Source organism: Stenotrophomonas sp. IS26 (assembly GCF_054188265.1).
On the sequence record NZ_JBSZJV010000004.1, the window covers coordinates 1 to 15,784 of the forward strand.

General features: G+C 64.5%; 11 protein-coding genes and 2 tRNA genes. All 13 read left to right on the plus strand.

The genetic code is table 11. From position 1 onward, the window contains the following. On the plus strand, positions 1-1,054 hold a 1,054-nt coding region (locus ACW6W5_RS05260; protein ID WP_458233630.1), incomplete at its 5' end, for a proton-conducting transporter transmembrane domain-containing protein. A gap of 23 nt (positions 1,055-1,077) precedes the next feature. Then, on the plus strand, positions 1,078-2,586 hold the full coding sequence (locus ACW6W5_RS05265; protein WP_152153388.1) for an NADH-quinone oxidoreductase subunit M: 1,509 nt from the start codon (positions 1,078-1,080) through the stop codon (positions 2,584-2,586). Between the two features lie 36 nt (positions 2,587-2,622). Next, positions 2,623-4,083 (plus strand): NADH-quinone oxidoreductase subunit NuoN, encoded by a 1,461-nt coding sequence (nuoN, locus tag ACW6W5_RS05270; RefSeq protein WP_152153390.1) that lies wholly within the window; start codon positions 2,623-2,625, stop codon positions 4,081-4,083. Positions 4,084-4,203: 120 nt separating this feature from the next. Next, a tRNA-Met gene (locus ACW6W5_RS05275) sits at positions 4,204-4,280 on the plus strand. A gap of 153 nt (positions 4,281-4,433) precedes the next feature. Continuing rightward, positions 4,434-4,510, plus strand: a tRNA-Met gene (locus tag ACW6W5_RS05280). Between the two features lie 657 nt (positions 4,511-5,167). Then, positions 5,168-5,758, plus strand: coding sequence for a ribosome maturation factor RimP (gene rimP, locus ACW6W5_RS05285; protein ID WP_121038397.1), 591 nt, complete (start codon positions 5,168-5,170; stop codon positions 5,756-5,758). Positions 5,759-5,762: 4 nt separating this feature from the next. After that, positions 5,763-7,274, plus strand: a complete 1,512-nt coding sequence (gene nusA, locus ACW6W5_RS05290) for a transcription termination factor NusA (protein WP_121038394.1) — start codon at positions 5,763-5,765, stop codon at positions 7,272-7,274. Positions 7,275-7,369: 95 nt separating this feature from the next. Then, on the plus strand, positions 7,370-10,009 hold the full coding sequence (gene infB / locus ACW6W5_RS05295) for a translation initiation factor IF-2 (RefSeq protein WP_152153391.1): 2,640 nt from the start codon (positions 7,370-7,372) through the stop codon (positions 10,007-10,009). Positions 10,010-10,084: 75 nt separating this feature from the next. Further along, complete coding sequence (gene rbfA / locus ACW6W5_RS05300; RefSeq protein WP_121038388.1) at positions 10,085-10,516, plus strand: 30S ribosome-binding factor RbfA; 432 nt, start codon at positions 10,085-10,087, stop codon at positions 10,514-10,516. A 118-nt stretch (positions 10,517-10,634) separates the two neighbouring features. Further along, positions 10,635-11,546, plus strand: coding sequence for a tRNA pseudouridine(55) synthase TruB (gene truB, locus ACW6W5_RS05305; protein WP_152153392.1), 912 nt, complete (start codon positions 10,635-10,637; stop codon positions 11,544-11,546). Positions 11,547-11,718: 172 nt separating this feature from the next. After that, on the plus strand, positions 11,719-11,979 hold the full coding sequence (gene rpsO / locus ACW6W5_RS05310; protein WP_038687260.1) for a 30S ribosomal protein S15: 261 nt from the start codon (positions 11,719-11,721) through the stop codon (positions 11,977-11,979). Positions 11,980-12,126: 147 nt separating this feature from the next. Further along, entirely contained in the window at positions 12,127-14,238 is a 2,112-nt protein-coding gene (gene pnp / locus ACW6W5_RS05315; protein ID WP_121038382.1) for a polyribonucleotide nucleotidyltransferase, read from the plus strand. A gap of 336 nt (positions 14,239-14,574) precedes the next feature. Continuing rightward, positions 14,575-15,759, plus strand: a complete 1,185-nt coding sequence (locus ACW6W5_RS05320; RefSeq protein ID WP_152153393.1) for a glycoside hydrolase family 18 protein — start codon at positions 14,575-14,577, stop codon at positions 15,757-15,759. The last annotated feature ends 25 nt before the right edge of the window (positions 15,760-15,784 follow it).

Consider the following 15,784-nt stretch of genomic DNA (forward strand, 5'->3'; position numbering starts at 1 on the left):
GGGCTCGGTGATCATCGCCATGCACCACGAGCAGGACATGCGCAAGATGGGCGGCCTGCGCAAGTACATGCCGATCACCTTCGTCACCATGTGGATCGGTACGCTGGCCCTGGTCGGTACCCCGTTCTTCTCCGGCTTCTACTCCAAGGACACCATCATCGAGGCCGCGCAGCACCACGCGCATGTGTCCTCGAGCTGGGTGGCAACCTACGGGTACTGGGCGGTGCTGGGTGGCGTGGTCGTGACCAGCTTCTACAGCTTCCGCCTGCTGTTCCTGACCTTCCATGGCAAGGAACGCTTCCGCGACGCGCACGACGATCACGGCCACGGCCATGACGATCACCACGCCGCCGACGCGCATGCAGCCGACGCCCACCACGGCGACGCGCATCATGACGATCATGGCCACGGCCATGGCGCGCATGAGCCGCACGAAACCCCGTGGGTGGTGACGCTGCCGCTGATCCTGCTGGCGATCCCCTCGATGGTCATCGGTTTCTTCAGCATCGGTCCGATGCTGTATGGCACCGACTGGGCCGGCGACCACGCCGACGCCGCCATCCCGGGCCAGGTGCATTCGTTCTTCACCGGCATCGTTGATTTCTACGACCCGGCGCGCAACACCATCGGTGCGCTGGCCGAAGAGTTCCACGGCCCGGTGGCCTTCGCGATCCACGGCATGATGGCCCCGGCCTTCATCCTGACGGTGGTCGGCTTCCTGCTGGCGGCGCTGTTCTACCTGTGGAAGCCGGAACTGGCCGGCAAGGCCCGCAAGACCTTCGCGCCGATCGTGTCGGTGCTGGAGAACAAGTACGGCTTCGACAAGCTCTGGATCGGCGGTTTCGCCGGCGGCGGTATCAAGCTCGGCAAGGTTTCGCGCGCGATCGACACGAATGTGGTCGATGGTGTGGTGGTCAACGGTTCGGCGCGCCTGATCGATCTGGCGGCCAACCTGCTGCGTCGCACCCAATCCGGTTTCCTCTATCACTACGCCTTCGCGATGATCATCGGCCTGATTGCCCTTCTGGGCGTCCTGATGCATTACCTGCGTTGATGACCTGTACGGAATAAGAAGACGTGTCGAACTGGCCCCTACTTAGTGTTCTCATCTGGCTGCCGATCATCGGCGGTGCCTTGATCCTTGCCATCCGTGATGCCCAAACCGCCCGGTGGGCGTCCCTGGGCGTCGCGGTGCTGACCTTCGTGGCCAGCCTGTCGCTGCTCAGCGGCTATGACACGGGAATCGACGCGCTGCAGTTCGTCGAGTCCCGCGCCTGGATTCCCGCCTACGACATCGGCTACAACCTCGGCGTCGACGGCATCGCGATCGCGCTGATCCTGCTGACCACGCTGGTCTCGGTGCTGGCCCTTATCGGTGCCTGGAGCGCGATCGACAAGCGCGTGAACCAGTACGTGGCCGCCTTCCTGATCCTGGAAGGTGTCACCGTCGGTATCTTCTCGGCGACGGACGCGATGCTGTTCTACGTGTTCTTCGAAGCGATGCTGATCCCGATGTTCCTGATCATCGGTGTCTGGGGCGGCCCGCGCCGCATCTATGCCGCGCTGAAGTTCTTCCTGTACACCTTCCTCGGCTCGGTGCTGATGCTGGTGGCCCTGATCTACCTGTACCTGAAGGGCGGCAGCTTCCAGCTGGCCGACCTGTACCAGCTGCAGCTGTCGGGCAAGGAACAGACCTGGATCTTCTTCGCCTTCCTGATCGCCTTCGCGGTCAAGGTGCCGATGTTCCCGGTCCACACCTGGCTGCCGGACGCCCACGTGGAAGCGCCGACCGCCGGCTCGGTGATCCTGGCCGCCATCGCCCTGAAGATCGGTGGCTACGGCTTCCTGCGCTTCAACCTGCCGATCGTGCCGGACGCCTCGCATGAATGGGCCTGGCTGGTGATCGCGCTGTCGCTCATTGCGGTGATCTACGTCGGCCTGGTCGCCCTGGTGCAGGACGACATGAAGAAGCTGATCGCCTATTCGTCGATCGCGCACATGGGCTTCGTCACCCTGGGCACCTTCATCGCCCTGTGGCTGGTGCGTGACGCCGGTAACCCGGACGCAGCCCGCCTGGGCCTGCAGGGCGCGATGGTGCAGATGGTCTCGCACGGTTTCGTGTCCGGCGCGATGTTCTCCTGCGTGGGTGTGCTGTACGACCGCATGCACAGCCGCCGCATCGCCGATTACGGCGGCGTGGTCAACGTGATGCCCTGGTTCGCCACCTTCGCCATGCTGTTCTTCATGGCCAATGCCGGCCTGCCGGGTACCAGCGGTTTCGTCGGTGAATTCATGATCATCATGGCCAGCTTCCAGCGCAATCCGTGGCTGGCACTCGGCGCGGCGAGCACCCTGGTGATCACCGCGGCGTATACGCTGTGGCTGTACAAGCGCGTGTTCTTCGGTGAAGTGGCCAACGCCCATGTCGCTGAACTGAAGGACATCAACGGTCGCGAGTGGCTGGTGTTGGGTGTATTCGCCGTGGGCACCCTTGCCCTGGGCCTGTACCCCAAGCCGCTGACCTACCTGATGGAGCCCTCGATCGCGAAGCTGGCGATGCAGATCGCATCCAGCAAGCTGCTGTAATCGGGCCGTCGAGAGTATTGATTCCAGGATTTGATGATGACCACCTCGCCGCTGTTGCCACTGACCGCCGCTGACCTCCCGCCGCTCGCTCCCGAGCTGGTGCTGGTTGGCAGTGCGTTCGCCCTGTTGATGCTTGATCTTTTCATCAGTGAGAAGAACAAGATCTGGACCCACCTGTTCTCGATCGCTGCGCTGGCGGTCGTGTTCTTCATGCTCGCCACCGGAGTGGGCGGGCAGGGCGAGGTCTTCCACGGCATGTTCGTCCGCGACAACGCGGCCGACGTGATGAAGACCGTGATCGTGCTGTGCAGCGGCCTGACCCTGATCTACGGTTGGAGCTACCTGCGCGAGCGCAAGCTCTACCAGGGCGAGATCCCGGTGCTGATCCTGTTCGCCACCGCGGGCATGATGATCCTGGTCTCGGCCGGCAGCCTGCTGATGGTCTATCTGGGCCTGGAACTGCTGGCGCTGTGCTCTTACGCCCTGGTCGCCAGCAACCGTGAAAACGGCCTGGCCTCGGAAGCGGCGATGAAGTACATCGTGCTCGGCTCGCTGGCGTCGGGCCTGCTGCTGTACGGCATGTCGCTGATCTACGGCGCCACCGGCTCGCTGCACCTGGATGCCATCAACGCGGCCATTCCGCATACCGAAGAGAAGATGCTGCTGCTGACCGGCGCGGTGTTCATGATCGCCGGCGTGGCCTTCAAGCTGGGTGCCGCCCCGTTCCACATGTGGCTGCCCGACGTCTACCAGGGTGCCCCGGCACCGGTCGCGCTGTTCATCAGCTCGGCCCCGAAGCTGGCGGCGTTCGGCATGGCCTACCGCCTGCTGGAAATGGGCGTGGGTCCGCTGGCCGACGAGTGGAAGTACCTGATCGGTGGTCTGGCCGCACTGTCGCTGGTGATCGGCAATCTGATGGCGATCGCGCAGACCAACCTCAAGCGCATGCTCGCGTTCTCGACCGTCTCGCACATCGGCTTCCTGCTGATGGGCATGGCCGGTGGTGGCGAGCGGGGTTACTCGGCGGCGCTGTTCTACGCCCTGAGCTACGCGATCATGTCCACTGCTGCGTTCGGCGCGATCATCGCCTTGTCGCGCAATGGCTTTGAAGCCGATAAGATCGAAGACTTCAAGGGTCTGAATGCCCGCAACCCGTGGATGGCCGGCCTGGTGCTGTGCATCATGGCGTCGCTGGCAGGCATCCCGCCGTTCCTGGGCTTCTGGACCAAACTGGCCGTGCTCGGTGCCGCGATCCAGGGCGACATGCTGTGGCTGGCCATGGTCGGCGTGATCTGCGCCGTGATCGGCTGCTTCTACTACCTGCGCGTGATCAAGGTCATGTACTTCGATGAGCCGGTGGGTGAGCCGCTGCCGGCCAACAACGACCGCGTGCTGGGCGTGGTGCTGGGCGTGAATGCCCTGGCGCTGCTGGCCCTGGGTGTGGCGTGGAACCCGATCATGGTGTGGTGCCAGCAGGCATTTGCACATATTTCGTAAAAAACGATACAAACGTGCGCAACTCGTGTAATATTCATCTCCTGAGTTGTTGATGCAGCGGTTTCGCCAGAACATCGTTGCTAGGAAGCCCCCGGGTCTTCCGCACTCATCCGCTTCTGCTGCGGGGTGGAGCAGTCTGGCAGCTCGTCGGGCTCATAACCCGAAGGTCGCAGGTTCAAATCCTGCCCCCGCTACCATATAGCTCCGGTGCAAACCGGAGGCAGTGGACGAATCAAGCGATACCGGAAACGGTGTCGCTTTTTTCGTTCCTGGGTCTGGCTCGCCTTTCACAGCCGATGTTTCAAAGGGGTTGCACGGGAACTCAAACTCCCTTACAATTCCGCTTCTGCTGCGGGGTGGAGCAGTCTGGCAGCTCGTCGGGCTCATAACCCGAAGGTCGCAGGTTCAAATCCTGCCCCCGCTACCACAGAAAATCTGCAGTGCAGATGCAGTAGACGAAAAGGCGATCTCGGCAACGAGGTCGCTTTTTTCGTTATGGCATCGGCATCGAAGCGCACCCAAGATCAATGACGAGTAGTGGTTGGCGGGACCATTGGGCGACATGGATGTCGCCCATGAGCCCCCATGGGTGAGGGCGCATTGCCTGCGAGGCACTGCCTCGCATGCGTTCGAACGCACAGCCGCCAGCGGCTGGGCCGGGCCGCGGAGCGGGGTTCACGGCGCGTCCCGCGGACCTGCCTGCACCGATGCCCTGGACGAAAGCCGAAACAGCCCGCTTTGGCTGTTCAGCTTTCCGAATAGAGACACCACAAACCACCCCAGCCATTGCACCAGCGCGGTGCAACGGCTATCATCAGTGGCTTAGCGGACTGTCTACTCATCTCCTGTCAACGGAAATGAACAGGCCCCGCAACCGGCTTCCAGGAACGGCAACCTGTACCCAGGCCGCCGTGACCCCCGGAACGCTGGGCTCGCAGGAACGCACCACGTGCGCATCTGCACCGGAATCCAGCATGACCGGAGTTGTACCGGACAGGGGCCCAACGGGCCCTTTGTTGTTTCCGGAAGGTGGTCCATGCAACGGACCAGACCCGTATTTCTTTTCAACGAATCAAGGCCGACTGTGAGCGACAAGGCAACCGAAATCGCGAATCTGCTCGCCCCCACCGTTCAGTCGCTGGGTCTCGAGCTGCTGGGCGTGGAATATCTGACCGCCCCGGGTGGTGCCACGCTGCGCCTGTACATCGACGTGCCGCTGGCCGAACAGCCCGAGCGCATCGTCAACATCGACGACTGCGAACGCGTCAGCCGCGAAGTGTCCGCCCAGCTGGACGTCGAGGACCCGATCACGGCGAACTACACGCTGGAAGTGTCTTCGCCGGGCGTGGACCGCCCGCTGTTCACCGGCGACCAGTTCGAGCGCGCCATCGGCGAATCCGCCAAGGTGACGCTGAGCCTGCCGCAGGACGGCCGCCGCCGTCTGCAGGGCGAGATCCTCGCCGTGGATATCGAACAAGGCACGGTCACCTTCAAGGTCGACAATGCCCCGTTTACCGCCGACATCGACAACATCGACAAGGCGCGCATCATGCCGGACTGGGCCGCCCTCGGCCTGGCTCCGACCAAACCGACTGGCCCGGCACCCAAACAGGGTGGCAAGGCGAACAAGAAACCATCCAACGAGCCGGCGGCCAAAAAGCCGCGCGCGGAGTGAGCCAATGAGCAAGGAACTTTTGCTGGTAGTGGATGCGGTCGCCAACGAAAAAGGCGTCCCGCGCGAAGTCATCTTCGATGCCATCGAGGCAGCGTTGGCTTCGGCTGCCAAAAAGCGTTACCCGGAAGAAGAAGTGCTGGCCCGTGTGTCGATCGACCACAAGGACGGCAACTACGAAACCTTCCGCCGCTGGGAAGTGGTGGCCGATGACGTGGTCATGGAGTCCCCGGACCGCCAGATCCGTCTGATGGACGCCATCGATGAAGCTGACGGCGTGGAAGTCGGCGACTACATCGAAGAGCAGATCGAAAACCCGGACTTCGGCCGTATCGCCGCACAGGCCGCCAAGCAGGTGATCGTCCAGCGCGTGCGCGAGGCCGAGCGTCAGCAGGTGGTCGATGCGTGGAAGGATCGCGTCGGCGAACTGGTCACCGGTGTGGTCAAGCGCGCCGAGCGCGGCAACATCTATGTGGACCTGGGCGGCAACGCCGAGGCCTTCATTCCGAAGGACAAGGGCATTCCGCGCGACGTACTGCGCGCTGGCGACCGCGTGCGCGGTTACCTGGCCGAAGTTCGCTCCGAACCGCGTGGCCCGCAGCTGTTCATCAGCCGCGCCGCCCCGGAATTCATGATCGAACTGTTCAAGCTCGAAGTGCCGGAAGTCGGCCAGGGCCTGGTCGAGATCAAGGCCTGTGCACGTGATCCGGGCGACCGCGCCAAGATCGCCGTGCTGGCCCACGATTCGCGTACCGATCCGATCGGTGCCTGCATCGGCATGCGCGGTTCGCGCGTGCAGGCCGTGTCCAACGAGCTCAATGGCGAGCGCGTGGACATCGTGCTGTGGAACGAGAACCCCGCCAACTTCGTCATCAACGCGATGGCGCCGGCGGAAGTGCAGTCGATCATCGTCGATGAAGAAAAGCACTCGATGGACCTGGCCGTGGCGGAAGAGCGCCTGGCCCAGGCGATCGGCAAGGGCGGCCAGAACGTCCGTCTTGCGAGCCGCCTGACCGGTTGGCAGCTCAATGTGATGACCCAGGACCAGGTGACCGCCAAGTCCGAGGCAGAGCAGGGTGTTGCCCGCCAGCTGTTCATGGACAAGCTGGAAGTGGATGAAGAAATCGCCGCCATCCTGGTGACCGAAGGCTTCAACACCGTGGAAGAAATCGCCTACGTCCCGGTCGGCGAACTGCTGGCCGTGGAAGGCTTCGACGAAGACATCGTCGAAGAGCTGCGTGCCCGTGCCCGCGATGCGCTGCTCAACGAAGCGCTCGCGGTGGAAGAAGGTCTGGAAGACGGCTCGCCGTCGGAAGACCTGCTCGCCCTGGAAGGCATGGACGAGGCAACTGCCTACGCCCTGGCCGGTCACGGCGTGCGTACCAGTGAGGACCTGTCGGACCTGGCCGCCGACGAGATCCTCGAGTTCGGCATCGAGGACATGGACCAGGAGCGCGCCGCCGCCCTGATCCTTGCCGCCCGAGCCGAGGAGATCGCCCGCCTGGAGCGCGGCGAATGAGCCAGCGATGAACAGTGCCCTGACCCGCTCAGGGCTTAGACTCCGCGCTGCCTTCGCACGTTTCGAGGGAGCGCCAACCAGATCATAGGATCCGAATGTCGCAGCAAACCACCATCCGCAAGCTTGCCGAACTGGTCAACACCCCGGTCGATAAACTGCTCGTACAACTTGCCGAAGCCGGCATGAAGTTCAGCGGTCCCGACCAGGTCGTGACCAGTACCGAAAAGGTGAAGCTCCTGGGCTTCCTTCGTCGCTCGCACGGCAAGACCGAGCAGCCCGTCGAGAGCACCGACGAAGCCGCCAAGAAGATCACCCTGAACCGTCGCAAGTTGCAGGAAGTGACCGTCAGTGCCGGCCGCAGCAAGACGACCGTCAACGTGGAAGTGCGCCAGAAGCGTACCTACATGAAGGACGCCAGCGGCAAGCCGATGACCGCGGATGAGGAGCGCGCCGACATCCTGCGCAAGCTGGAGGAATCCCGCCAGCGCAATCTGGACGAGCAGCGCGCACTGGCCGAGAAGGACCGTGCGCGCGACGAAGAAATCGCCCGCAAGCGTCAGGAAGAAATCGACGCCAAGGAACGTGCCGAAGCCGAGCGCAAGGCGGCCGAAGCCGCTGCTGAAGCGGCCAAGAACGCACCGCCGGCCCCGGCCCCGGCTGCGGCCAAGCCGGCTGCTGCCGATGCACCGGCCCGCAACGCGCGCCCGGCTGCACCGTCGGCTGCCCGTCCGGCACCGCGTTCGGACGATCGCAACTCGAACAACAACAACCGTCCGGGCGCCAAGCGCGACGACGATGGTGGCAACCGCTTCGCCGGTCAGCTGCATCTGTCGGCCGCCGATCGTGCCCGCCGCGGCAACAACAGCAACTCGCGCGGTCGTCCGACCGGGCGCGTGCAGCACGGCAGCCGCCGTGACAGCAACCAGTCGCGCAGCGGCGGTGGTGCCCATGGGTTCGAACGTCCGGTCGCGCCGATCGTGCGTGACGTCACCATCGGCGACACCATCACCGTCGCCGATCTGGCCCAGAAGCTGGCCGTCAAGGGCGGCGATGTGGTCAAGGCGCTGTTCAAGATGGGCGTCATGGCGACCATCACCCAGACCATCGACCATGACACCGCCGCGCTGGTGACCGAAGAACTCGGCCACAACGTGATCCGTGCCAACACCAACGACGCCGAAGACGCGCTGCTGGCGCTGGCTGGTGGCAACCAGGGCGAGCCGGTGGCACGTCCGCCGGTGGTCACCATCATGGGCCACGTCGACCACGGCAAGACCTCGCTGCTGGATTACATCCGCCGCACCAAGGTCGCCACGGGCGAAGCCGGTGGCATCACCCAGCACATCGGTGCGTACCACGTTGAAACGCCGAAGGGCGTGATCAGCTTCCTGGATACCCCGGGCCACGCGGCGTTTACGTCCATGCGTGCCCGCGGTGCCAAGCTGACCGACATCGTGGTGCTGGTGGTGGCGGCCGATGACGGCGTCATGCCGCAGACCAAGGAAGCCATCCAGCACGCCCGTTCGGCGGGTGTGCCGCTGATCGTGGCGATCAACAAGATCGACAAGTCCGGTGCCGATCCGATGCGCGTCAAGAACGAGCTGCTCACCGAGCAGGTCGTCTCCGAAGATTTCGGTGGTGACGTGCAGATGGTCGAGATCTCGGCCAAGGCCGGTCTGGGCATCGACGACCTGCTGGACGCGATCTCGATCCAGGCTGAACTGCTCGAACTGAAGGCCGTGGCCGACGGTCGCGCCACCGGCGTGGTCATCGAGTCCTCGCTGGACAAGGGCCGTGGCCCGATCGCCACCGTGCTTGTGCAGCAGGGTTCGCTGAAGAAGGGCGATTACCTGGTGTGCGGTATCCAGTACGGCCGTGTGCGCGCCCTGTTCGACGAAACCGGCGCACAGCCTGACCAGGCGGGCCCGTCGATTCCGGTGCAGGTGCTGGGTCTGTCCGGCGTGCCGGATGCCGGTGATGACTTCGTCGTGGTCGAAGACGAGCGTCTGGCCAAGGACGTTGCGCAGCAGCGCGAAACCAAGCGCCGTGAATCGCGCCTGGTGCAGTCCGCCGGCAGCCGCATGGAAGACATCATGGCGACCCTGGGCAAGGGCGATGGCCAGCAGGTGCTGAACCTGGTGATCAAGGCCGATGTGCAGGGTTCGGTGCAGGCGCTGAGCCAGGCACTGGTCGCGCTGTCCAACGACGACATCCGCATCAACGTGATCCACTCCGGCGTGGGCGGCATCACCGAATCGGACGCCAACTCGGCGGTTGCCTCCAAGGCCACCGTGATCGGCTTCAACGTGCGTGCCGACGCCTCCGCGCGTCGCATCATCGAGTCCAACGGTGTGGACCTGCGTTACTTCTCGATCATCTATGACGTGATCGATCAGGTGAAGCAGGTGGCTTCCGGTCTGCTCGGCGTGGAAATCCGCGAAGAGATCATCGGTATCGCCCAGGTCCGCGATGTGTTCCGCAGCTCGAAGTTCGGTGCGGTCGCAGGCTGCATGATCATCGAAGGCACGGTGAAGCGCAGCAAGCCGATCCGCGTCCTGCGCGACAGCGTCGTGGTCTTCGAAGGCGAGCTGGAATCGCTGCGTCGCTTCAAGGAGAACGTCGAAGAAGTCCGCAACGGTACCGAATGCGGTATCGGCGTGAAGGCTTACAACGACGTCAAGCCGGGTGATCAGATCGAGTGCTTCGAGCGTATCGAAGTGCCGCGCACCCTGTAATGTTCCAGGCCGGACCGCATCGCGCGGTCCGGCTTTTTCGCTTACGCATCACCCTTCAAGACGAGTCCGCCTACCGTGCCAAAGACCTTCCATCGAACCGACCGTGTTTCCGCCCAGATCCGCCGCGAACTGGGGACGCTCGTGCACAACGCCGTGCGTGTACACGGCCTGCCTTCGGTGAGCGTCTCCGACGTGGAAATCACCCGTGACATGGCGCATGCCAAGATCTTCGTCACCGCGCTGATGCCCGAACGTTCGGTGGAGGCCATGAAAGGCCTGAAGGAATTGGCCTGGGAGCTGCGGATGGAGCTGGCGCGGGCGATGAAGCTGCGCCATGTGCCCGAGCTGCACTTCCACTACGATGATTCGGTGGATCGCGGCGAGCGCATCGACAACATCCTGCGCGATCTGCCCGATACGTTGGCGGCAGAGAAGAGCCGGCAGGGTGATGATGGCGGCGAAGACGACGAAGGCGAAGACGCCGACGAAGGCGAAAAGAAAGCCTGATGGACCAACAGCCCGAAAGGGCTGTTGTCTTATGGGGCGGGGCCTGTCGCAGTGCGACCGCTCCGCCGGAGGCCGGATTGACCGGCAGCGCCACACGGCGCCGTTTTGAATTGAATGCATGGCACCCCGAATTTCATTCCGCCGCCTGGATGGCATCCTGCTGCTCGACAAGCCGACCGGCATGAGCTCCAACGCGGCCCTGCAGGTGGCCCGCCGCCTGTACCGCGCCGAGAAGGGCGGCCACACCGGCAGCCTGGATCCGCTGGCCACCGGTCTGCTGCCACTGTGCTTCGGCGAAGCGACCAAGATCGCGGGCCTGCTGCTCGGCTCGGCCAAGGCCTATGACGCCGAGGTGGTGCTGGGCCAGACCACCGATACCGACGATTCCGATGGCACCGTGCTGCGCGAGCGCCCGGTCCCGGCCATCAGTGCGGCCGAACTGGAGGCGGCGCTGGCACCGCTGCGCGGTCGCATCCGCCAGCGCGCCCCGATCTACTCCGCGCTCAAGCAGGGGGGCGAGCCGCTGTACCTGAAGGCCCGCCGTGGCGAGGCGATCGAAGCGCCGGAGCGCGATGTGGAGGTCCACGCCCTGGAGGTGCTGGCGCAGCAACCGACCCGGCTGTCGCTGCGGGTGACCTGCGGTTCAGGCACCTACATCCGCAGCCTGGCCCGCGATCTTGGCGAGACGCTGGGCTGCGGCGCCCATATCGCCGGCCTGCGCCGGCTCTGGGTGGATCCCTTCCGTGAGGCACCGATGGTCACCCTGGAGACCCTGCGCGCCTTAGCCGAGCAGGGCGATGAAGCCGGCATGGAGGCCCTGCTGCTGCCGCTGGACGCGGGTCTGGCCCATTACGCCCGGGTCACGCTGGACGACGAGCAGACCCGTCGCTTCCGCGTCGGGCAGCGGATCCGGGACGCCAGCTGGCCGCAGGGTGGGGTGGTGGTCTTCGGCCCGGCGGAGGCAATCCAGGGCCTGGGCCAGGTCGACGAGACCGGTCTGCTGGCCCCGCAGCGCCTGTTCAACCTCTGAGCGAGCCGCCCGGGCACCACCCCGGTCCTTGTTCCGGACGCCCGCGGACGTTACAATTCCGCGGCCTTTTCAGGCTTCCCGCGTTCTGCGGGTTCATCCTTTCGTTAACGGCGAGTCGCGCGGTACGTCAATGGGACGTTTCTGCGGGCCACGCATCCAAGAGAAAACAGATATGTCGATCGACACCCAGAAAGTCATTGAAGACAACAAGCGCAGCGCGGCTGACACCGGCTCCCCGGAAGTCCAGGTCGCTCTGCTGACCGCCCGCATCGAACTGCTGACCGGCCACTTCAAGACCCACAAGAAGGATCACCACAGCCGTCGTGGTCTGCTGCAGATGGTCAACCGCCGCCGCAGCCTGCTCGACTACCTGAAGAAGAAAGACGCTCCGCGTTACAAGGCCCTGATCGAAAAGCTCGGCCTGCGTCGCTAAGCACGAACCCCCACCGCGGCGCAGGAATGCGCCGCGGTTTTGTTTTGGCAGTACCGCATCAAACGTATGGGCCGGACAACCGGTCACCCGTCGGCGGCAAGGGTCGCCCGCGGTCCATTGAAGAAAGCATCATCCAAGGAAACCCCCGTGGCAAAAATCACCAAAACCTTCCAGTACGGCAAGCACACCGTCACGCTTGAAACCGGCGAAATCGCCCGTCAGGCCGGCGGTGCCGTCATCGTCAAGTTCGACGACACCGTGCTGCTGGTCTCCGCCGTTGCCGCCAAGAGCGCGCGTGAGGGCCAGGACTTCTTCCCCCTGACCTGCGACTATCAGGAGAAGTTCTACGCAGGTGGCCGTATCCCGGGCGGTTTCTTCAAGCGCGAAGGCCGCGCGACCGAAAAAGAGACGCTGATTTCGCGCCTGATCGATCGCCCGATCCGTCCGCTGTTCCCGGAAGACTACAAGAACGAAGTTCAGATCATCGCCACGGTGATGTCGCTGAACCCGGACATCGATGGCGACATCGCTGCCCTGATCGGCGCCTCGGCTGCGCTGTCGCTGGCCGGCACCCCGTTCAAGGGTCCGATCGCCGCCGCCAAGGTGGGTTACAAGAACGGTGAGTACATCCTCAACCCGACCGTGACCGAACTGAAGGATTCGGAGCTGGAGCTGGTTGTCGCCGGTACCGCCAACGCCGTGCTGATGGTGGAATCCGAAGCCGCGCTGCTGTCCGAAGACGTGATGCTGGGCGCTGTGACCTTCGGTCACCGCGAAATGCAGAAGGTCATCAACGCGATCAACGAGCTGACCGTGGAAGCCGGCACCAAGCCGTCGACCTGGGAAGCCCCGGCCAAGAACGACGTGCTGATCAGCGCCCTGCAGGAAGCCATCGGCCCGCGCCTGGGCGAAGCCTTCCAGGTGCGCGACAAGCTGCAGCGCCGTGACGCCATCTCGGCGATCAAGAAGGACGTGGTCGAGTCGCTGGCTGGCCGTGTGGCCGCCGAAGGCTGGAACCCGGCCGAGCTGTCGAAGGAATTCGGCGAGCTGGAATACAGCACCATGCGCAACTCGGTGCTCGACACCAAGGTCCGCATCGACGGCCGTGCGCTGGACACCGTCCGCCCGATCTCGGTCAAGACCGGCATCCTGCCGCGTACCCACGGCTCCTCGCTGTTCACCCGCGGTGAAACGCAGGCCATCGTGACCATCACCCTGGGCACCGCCCGTGATGGCCAGGTCATCGATGCCGTCGCCGGCGAGTACAAGGAAAACTTCCTCTTCCATTACAACTTCCCCCCCTACTCGGTGGGCGAGACCGGCCGCATGATGGGCCCGAAGCGTCGCGAAATCGGCCACGGCCGTCTCGCCAAGCGCGGCGTGCTGGCAGTGATGCCGTCGCTGGAAGCCTTCCCGTACACCATCCGCGTGGTCTCGGAAATCACCGAATCCAACGGCTCCTCGTCGATGGCCTCGGTCTGCGGTTCCTCGCTGGCCCTGATGGACGCCGGCGTGCCGGTGAAGTCGCCGGTGGCCGGTATCGCCATGGGTCTGGTCAAGGAAGGCGAGCGCTTCGTCGTCCTGTCCGACATCCTGGGTGATGAAGATCACCTGGGCGACATGGACTTCAAGGTCGCCGGTACCGCTGAGGGCATCTCCGCCCTGCAGATGGACATCAAGATCGAAGGCATCACCGAAGAGATCATGAAGCAGGCACTGCAGCAGGCCAAGGCTGGCCGTCTGCACATCCTGGGTGAAATGGCCCACGGCCTGACCGCCCCGCGCGAAGAGCTGTCGGACTACGCGCCGCGCCTGCTGACCATCAAGATCCACCCGGACAAGATCCGCGAAGTGATCGGCAAGGGTGGTTCCACCATCCAGGCCATCACCAAGGAAACCGGCACCCAGATCGACATCCAGGATGACGGCACCATCGTCATCGCATCGGTCAATGCCATCGCTGCGCAGGCTGCCAAGGCCCGCATCGAGCAGATCACCTCGGACGTCGAGCCGGGCCGCATCTACGAAGGCAAGGTCGCCAAGATCATGGACTTCGGTGCGTTCGTCACGATCCTGCCGGGCAAGGACGGTCTGGTCCACGTGTCGCAGATCTCCAGCGACCGCGTCGAGAAGGTCGGCGATGTGCTGAAGGAAGGCGATGTGGTCAAGGTCAAGGTGCTGGAAGTCGACAAGCAGGGCCGTATCCGCCTGTCGATGAAGGCCGTCGAAGAAGGCGAGGGCGCCCCGGCCGCCGAGTAATCGGCCCACGCCGATCTCGCGGTAGGTGAGGGCCGTCGGTCCTCACGCCTACGCAGACAAGAAAAAAGCGGGCTTCGGCCCGCTTTTTTTGTGCCCGCGTTCTGCGCAGCGGGGCGTGCGGGACAGGTTGCGTGTTCATGCGCCGCAGTCGACGCCCTCGGGTGACATGTCTGTGGCGCTTACCCGCTCGCGCTGCGCGGCCTGCAGACCGTCGCCAGGCCCGCGCGGGTCAGCCGTGCGTGTCCGCCGGACGGATTCGCAGGACATCACCGCGTAAAGCGCCCACACACCACATCGCGCTGCTAACGTGGCCTCGCCTTCGATCCGGGAGATCCCATGTTCCGTTCTACTGTCGCTGTCCTCGCCGTCCTGATCGCCAGCGTCATGCCGCAGGCCGCTTCCGCCGCCGAGCCGTTGCCCAAGGTGATCGGTGCGTATTACCCCGGCGGCTCCGCCGAGCGCTATCCGGTGGAGAACATTCCGGCCGATACGCTGACCCATCTGTTCTACGCGTTCGCCACCATCGATCAAGGGCAATGCGTGGTCGCGCCGGAGGCGGATGCGCACTTCAAGGCGCTGGCCACGCTCAAGCGCGCGCATCCCAAGCTGCACACGTTGATCTCGATCGGCGGCTGGAACGCCGGGGGCTTCTCCGATGCAGCACTGACCGCCCAAAGCCGCCAGCGCTTCGTGTCTTCCTGCGTGGCGATGTTCTTCGAGCGTCATCGCGGCAGCTTTGACGGCGTGGACATCGACTGGGAGTTCCCCGTGTATGGCGGCCCGGCCGAGATCACCGACCGCCCGGAGGATCGCCGCAACATGACCCTGCTGGTGCGCGAGTTCCGCCGCCAGCTGGATGCGCTGGACAAGGCCGACGGCCAGCACCGGCTGGTCACCGCCGCACTGCCGGCCGGCCGCGTGCAGACCGATGGGCCGTATGATCCGGCACGGAGCTATGAGCTCAAGGCGCTCGGCCGCACGCTCGATTTCATCAACCTGATGAGCTACGACATGGGCACCGGCTTTTCAGCGGTGTCCACCTTCAACGCGCCGCTGCACGAGGTGCCCGAAGATCCGCTGGCACCCGGGCTGAAGCGCTGGAACAGCGTGGCCGGCGCGGTGGCCTACTACGAGCAGCAGGGCGTGCCGAAGGAGAAGCTGGTGCTGGGGGTGCCGTTCTACGGCCGCGGCTTCAAGCTTGAAGGCGACGCCAATCATGGCCTCTACCAGCCCTACAGCGTGCCGCATCCGGCCGGCGACTGGCGGCAGATCCAGGCCAGCATGCTCGGCCAACCCGGCTGGCAGCGGCACTGGCACCGGGTTGCGCAGAGCCCGTGGTTGTACAACCCCACCGAGAAGGTCTTCGTCAGCTTCGAGGATCCCACCTCGATCGGCCTGCGCGCGAATTTCGCCAAGGACAGCGGCCTGCGCGGTGTCTTCATGTGGGAGCTGACCGGCGACGATGCGCAGGGCAGCCTGCTCAAGGCGATGGTGGCGCCGTTCCAGGGCCCTGCGAAGTAAGCCCCGCGGGAAGGGGCACCGCGAC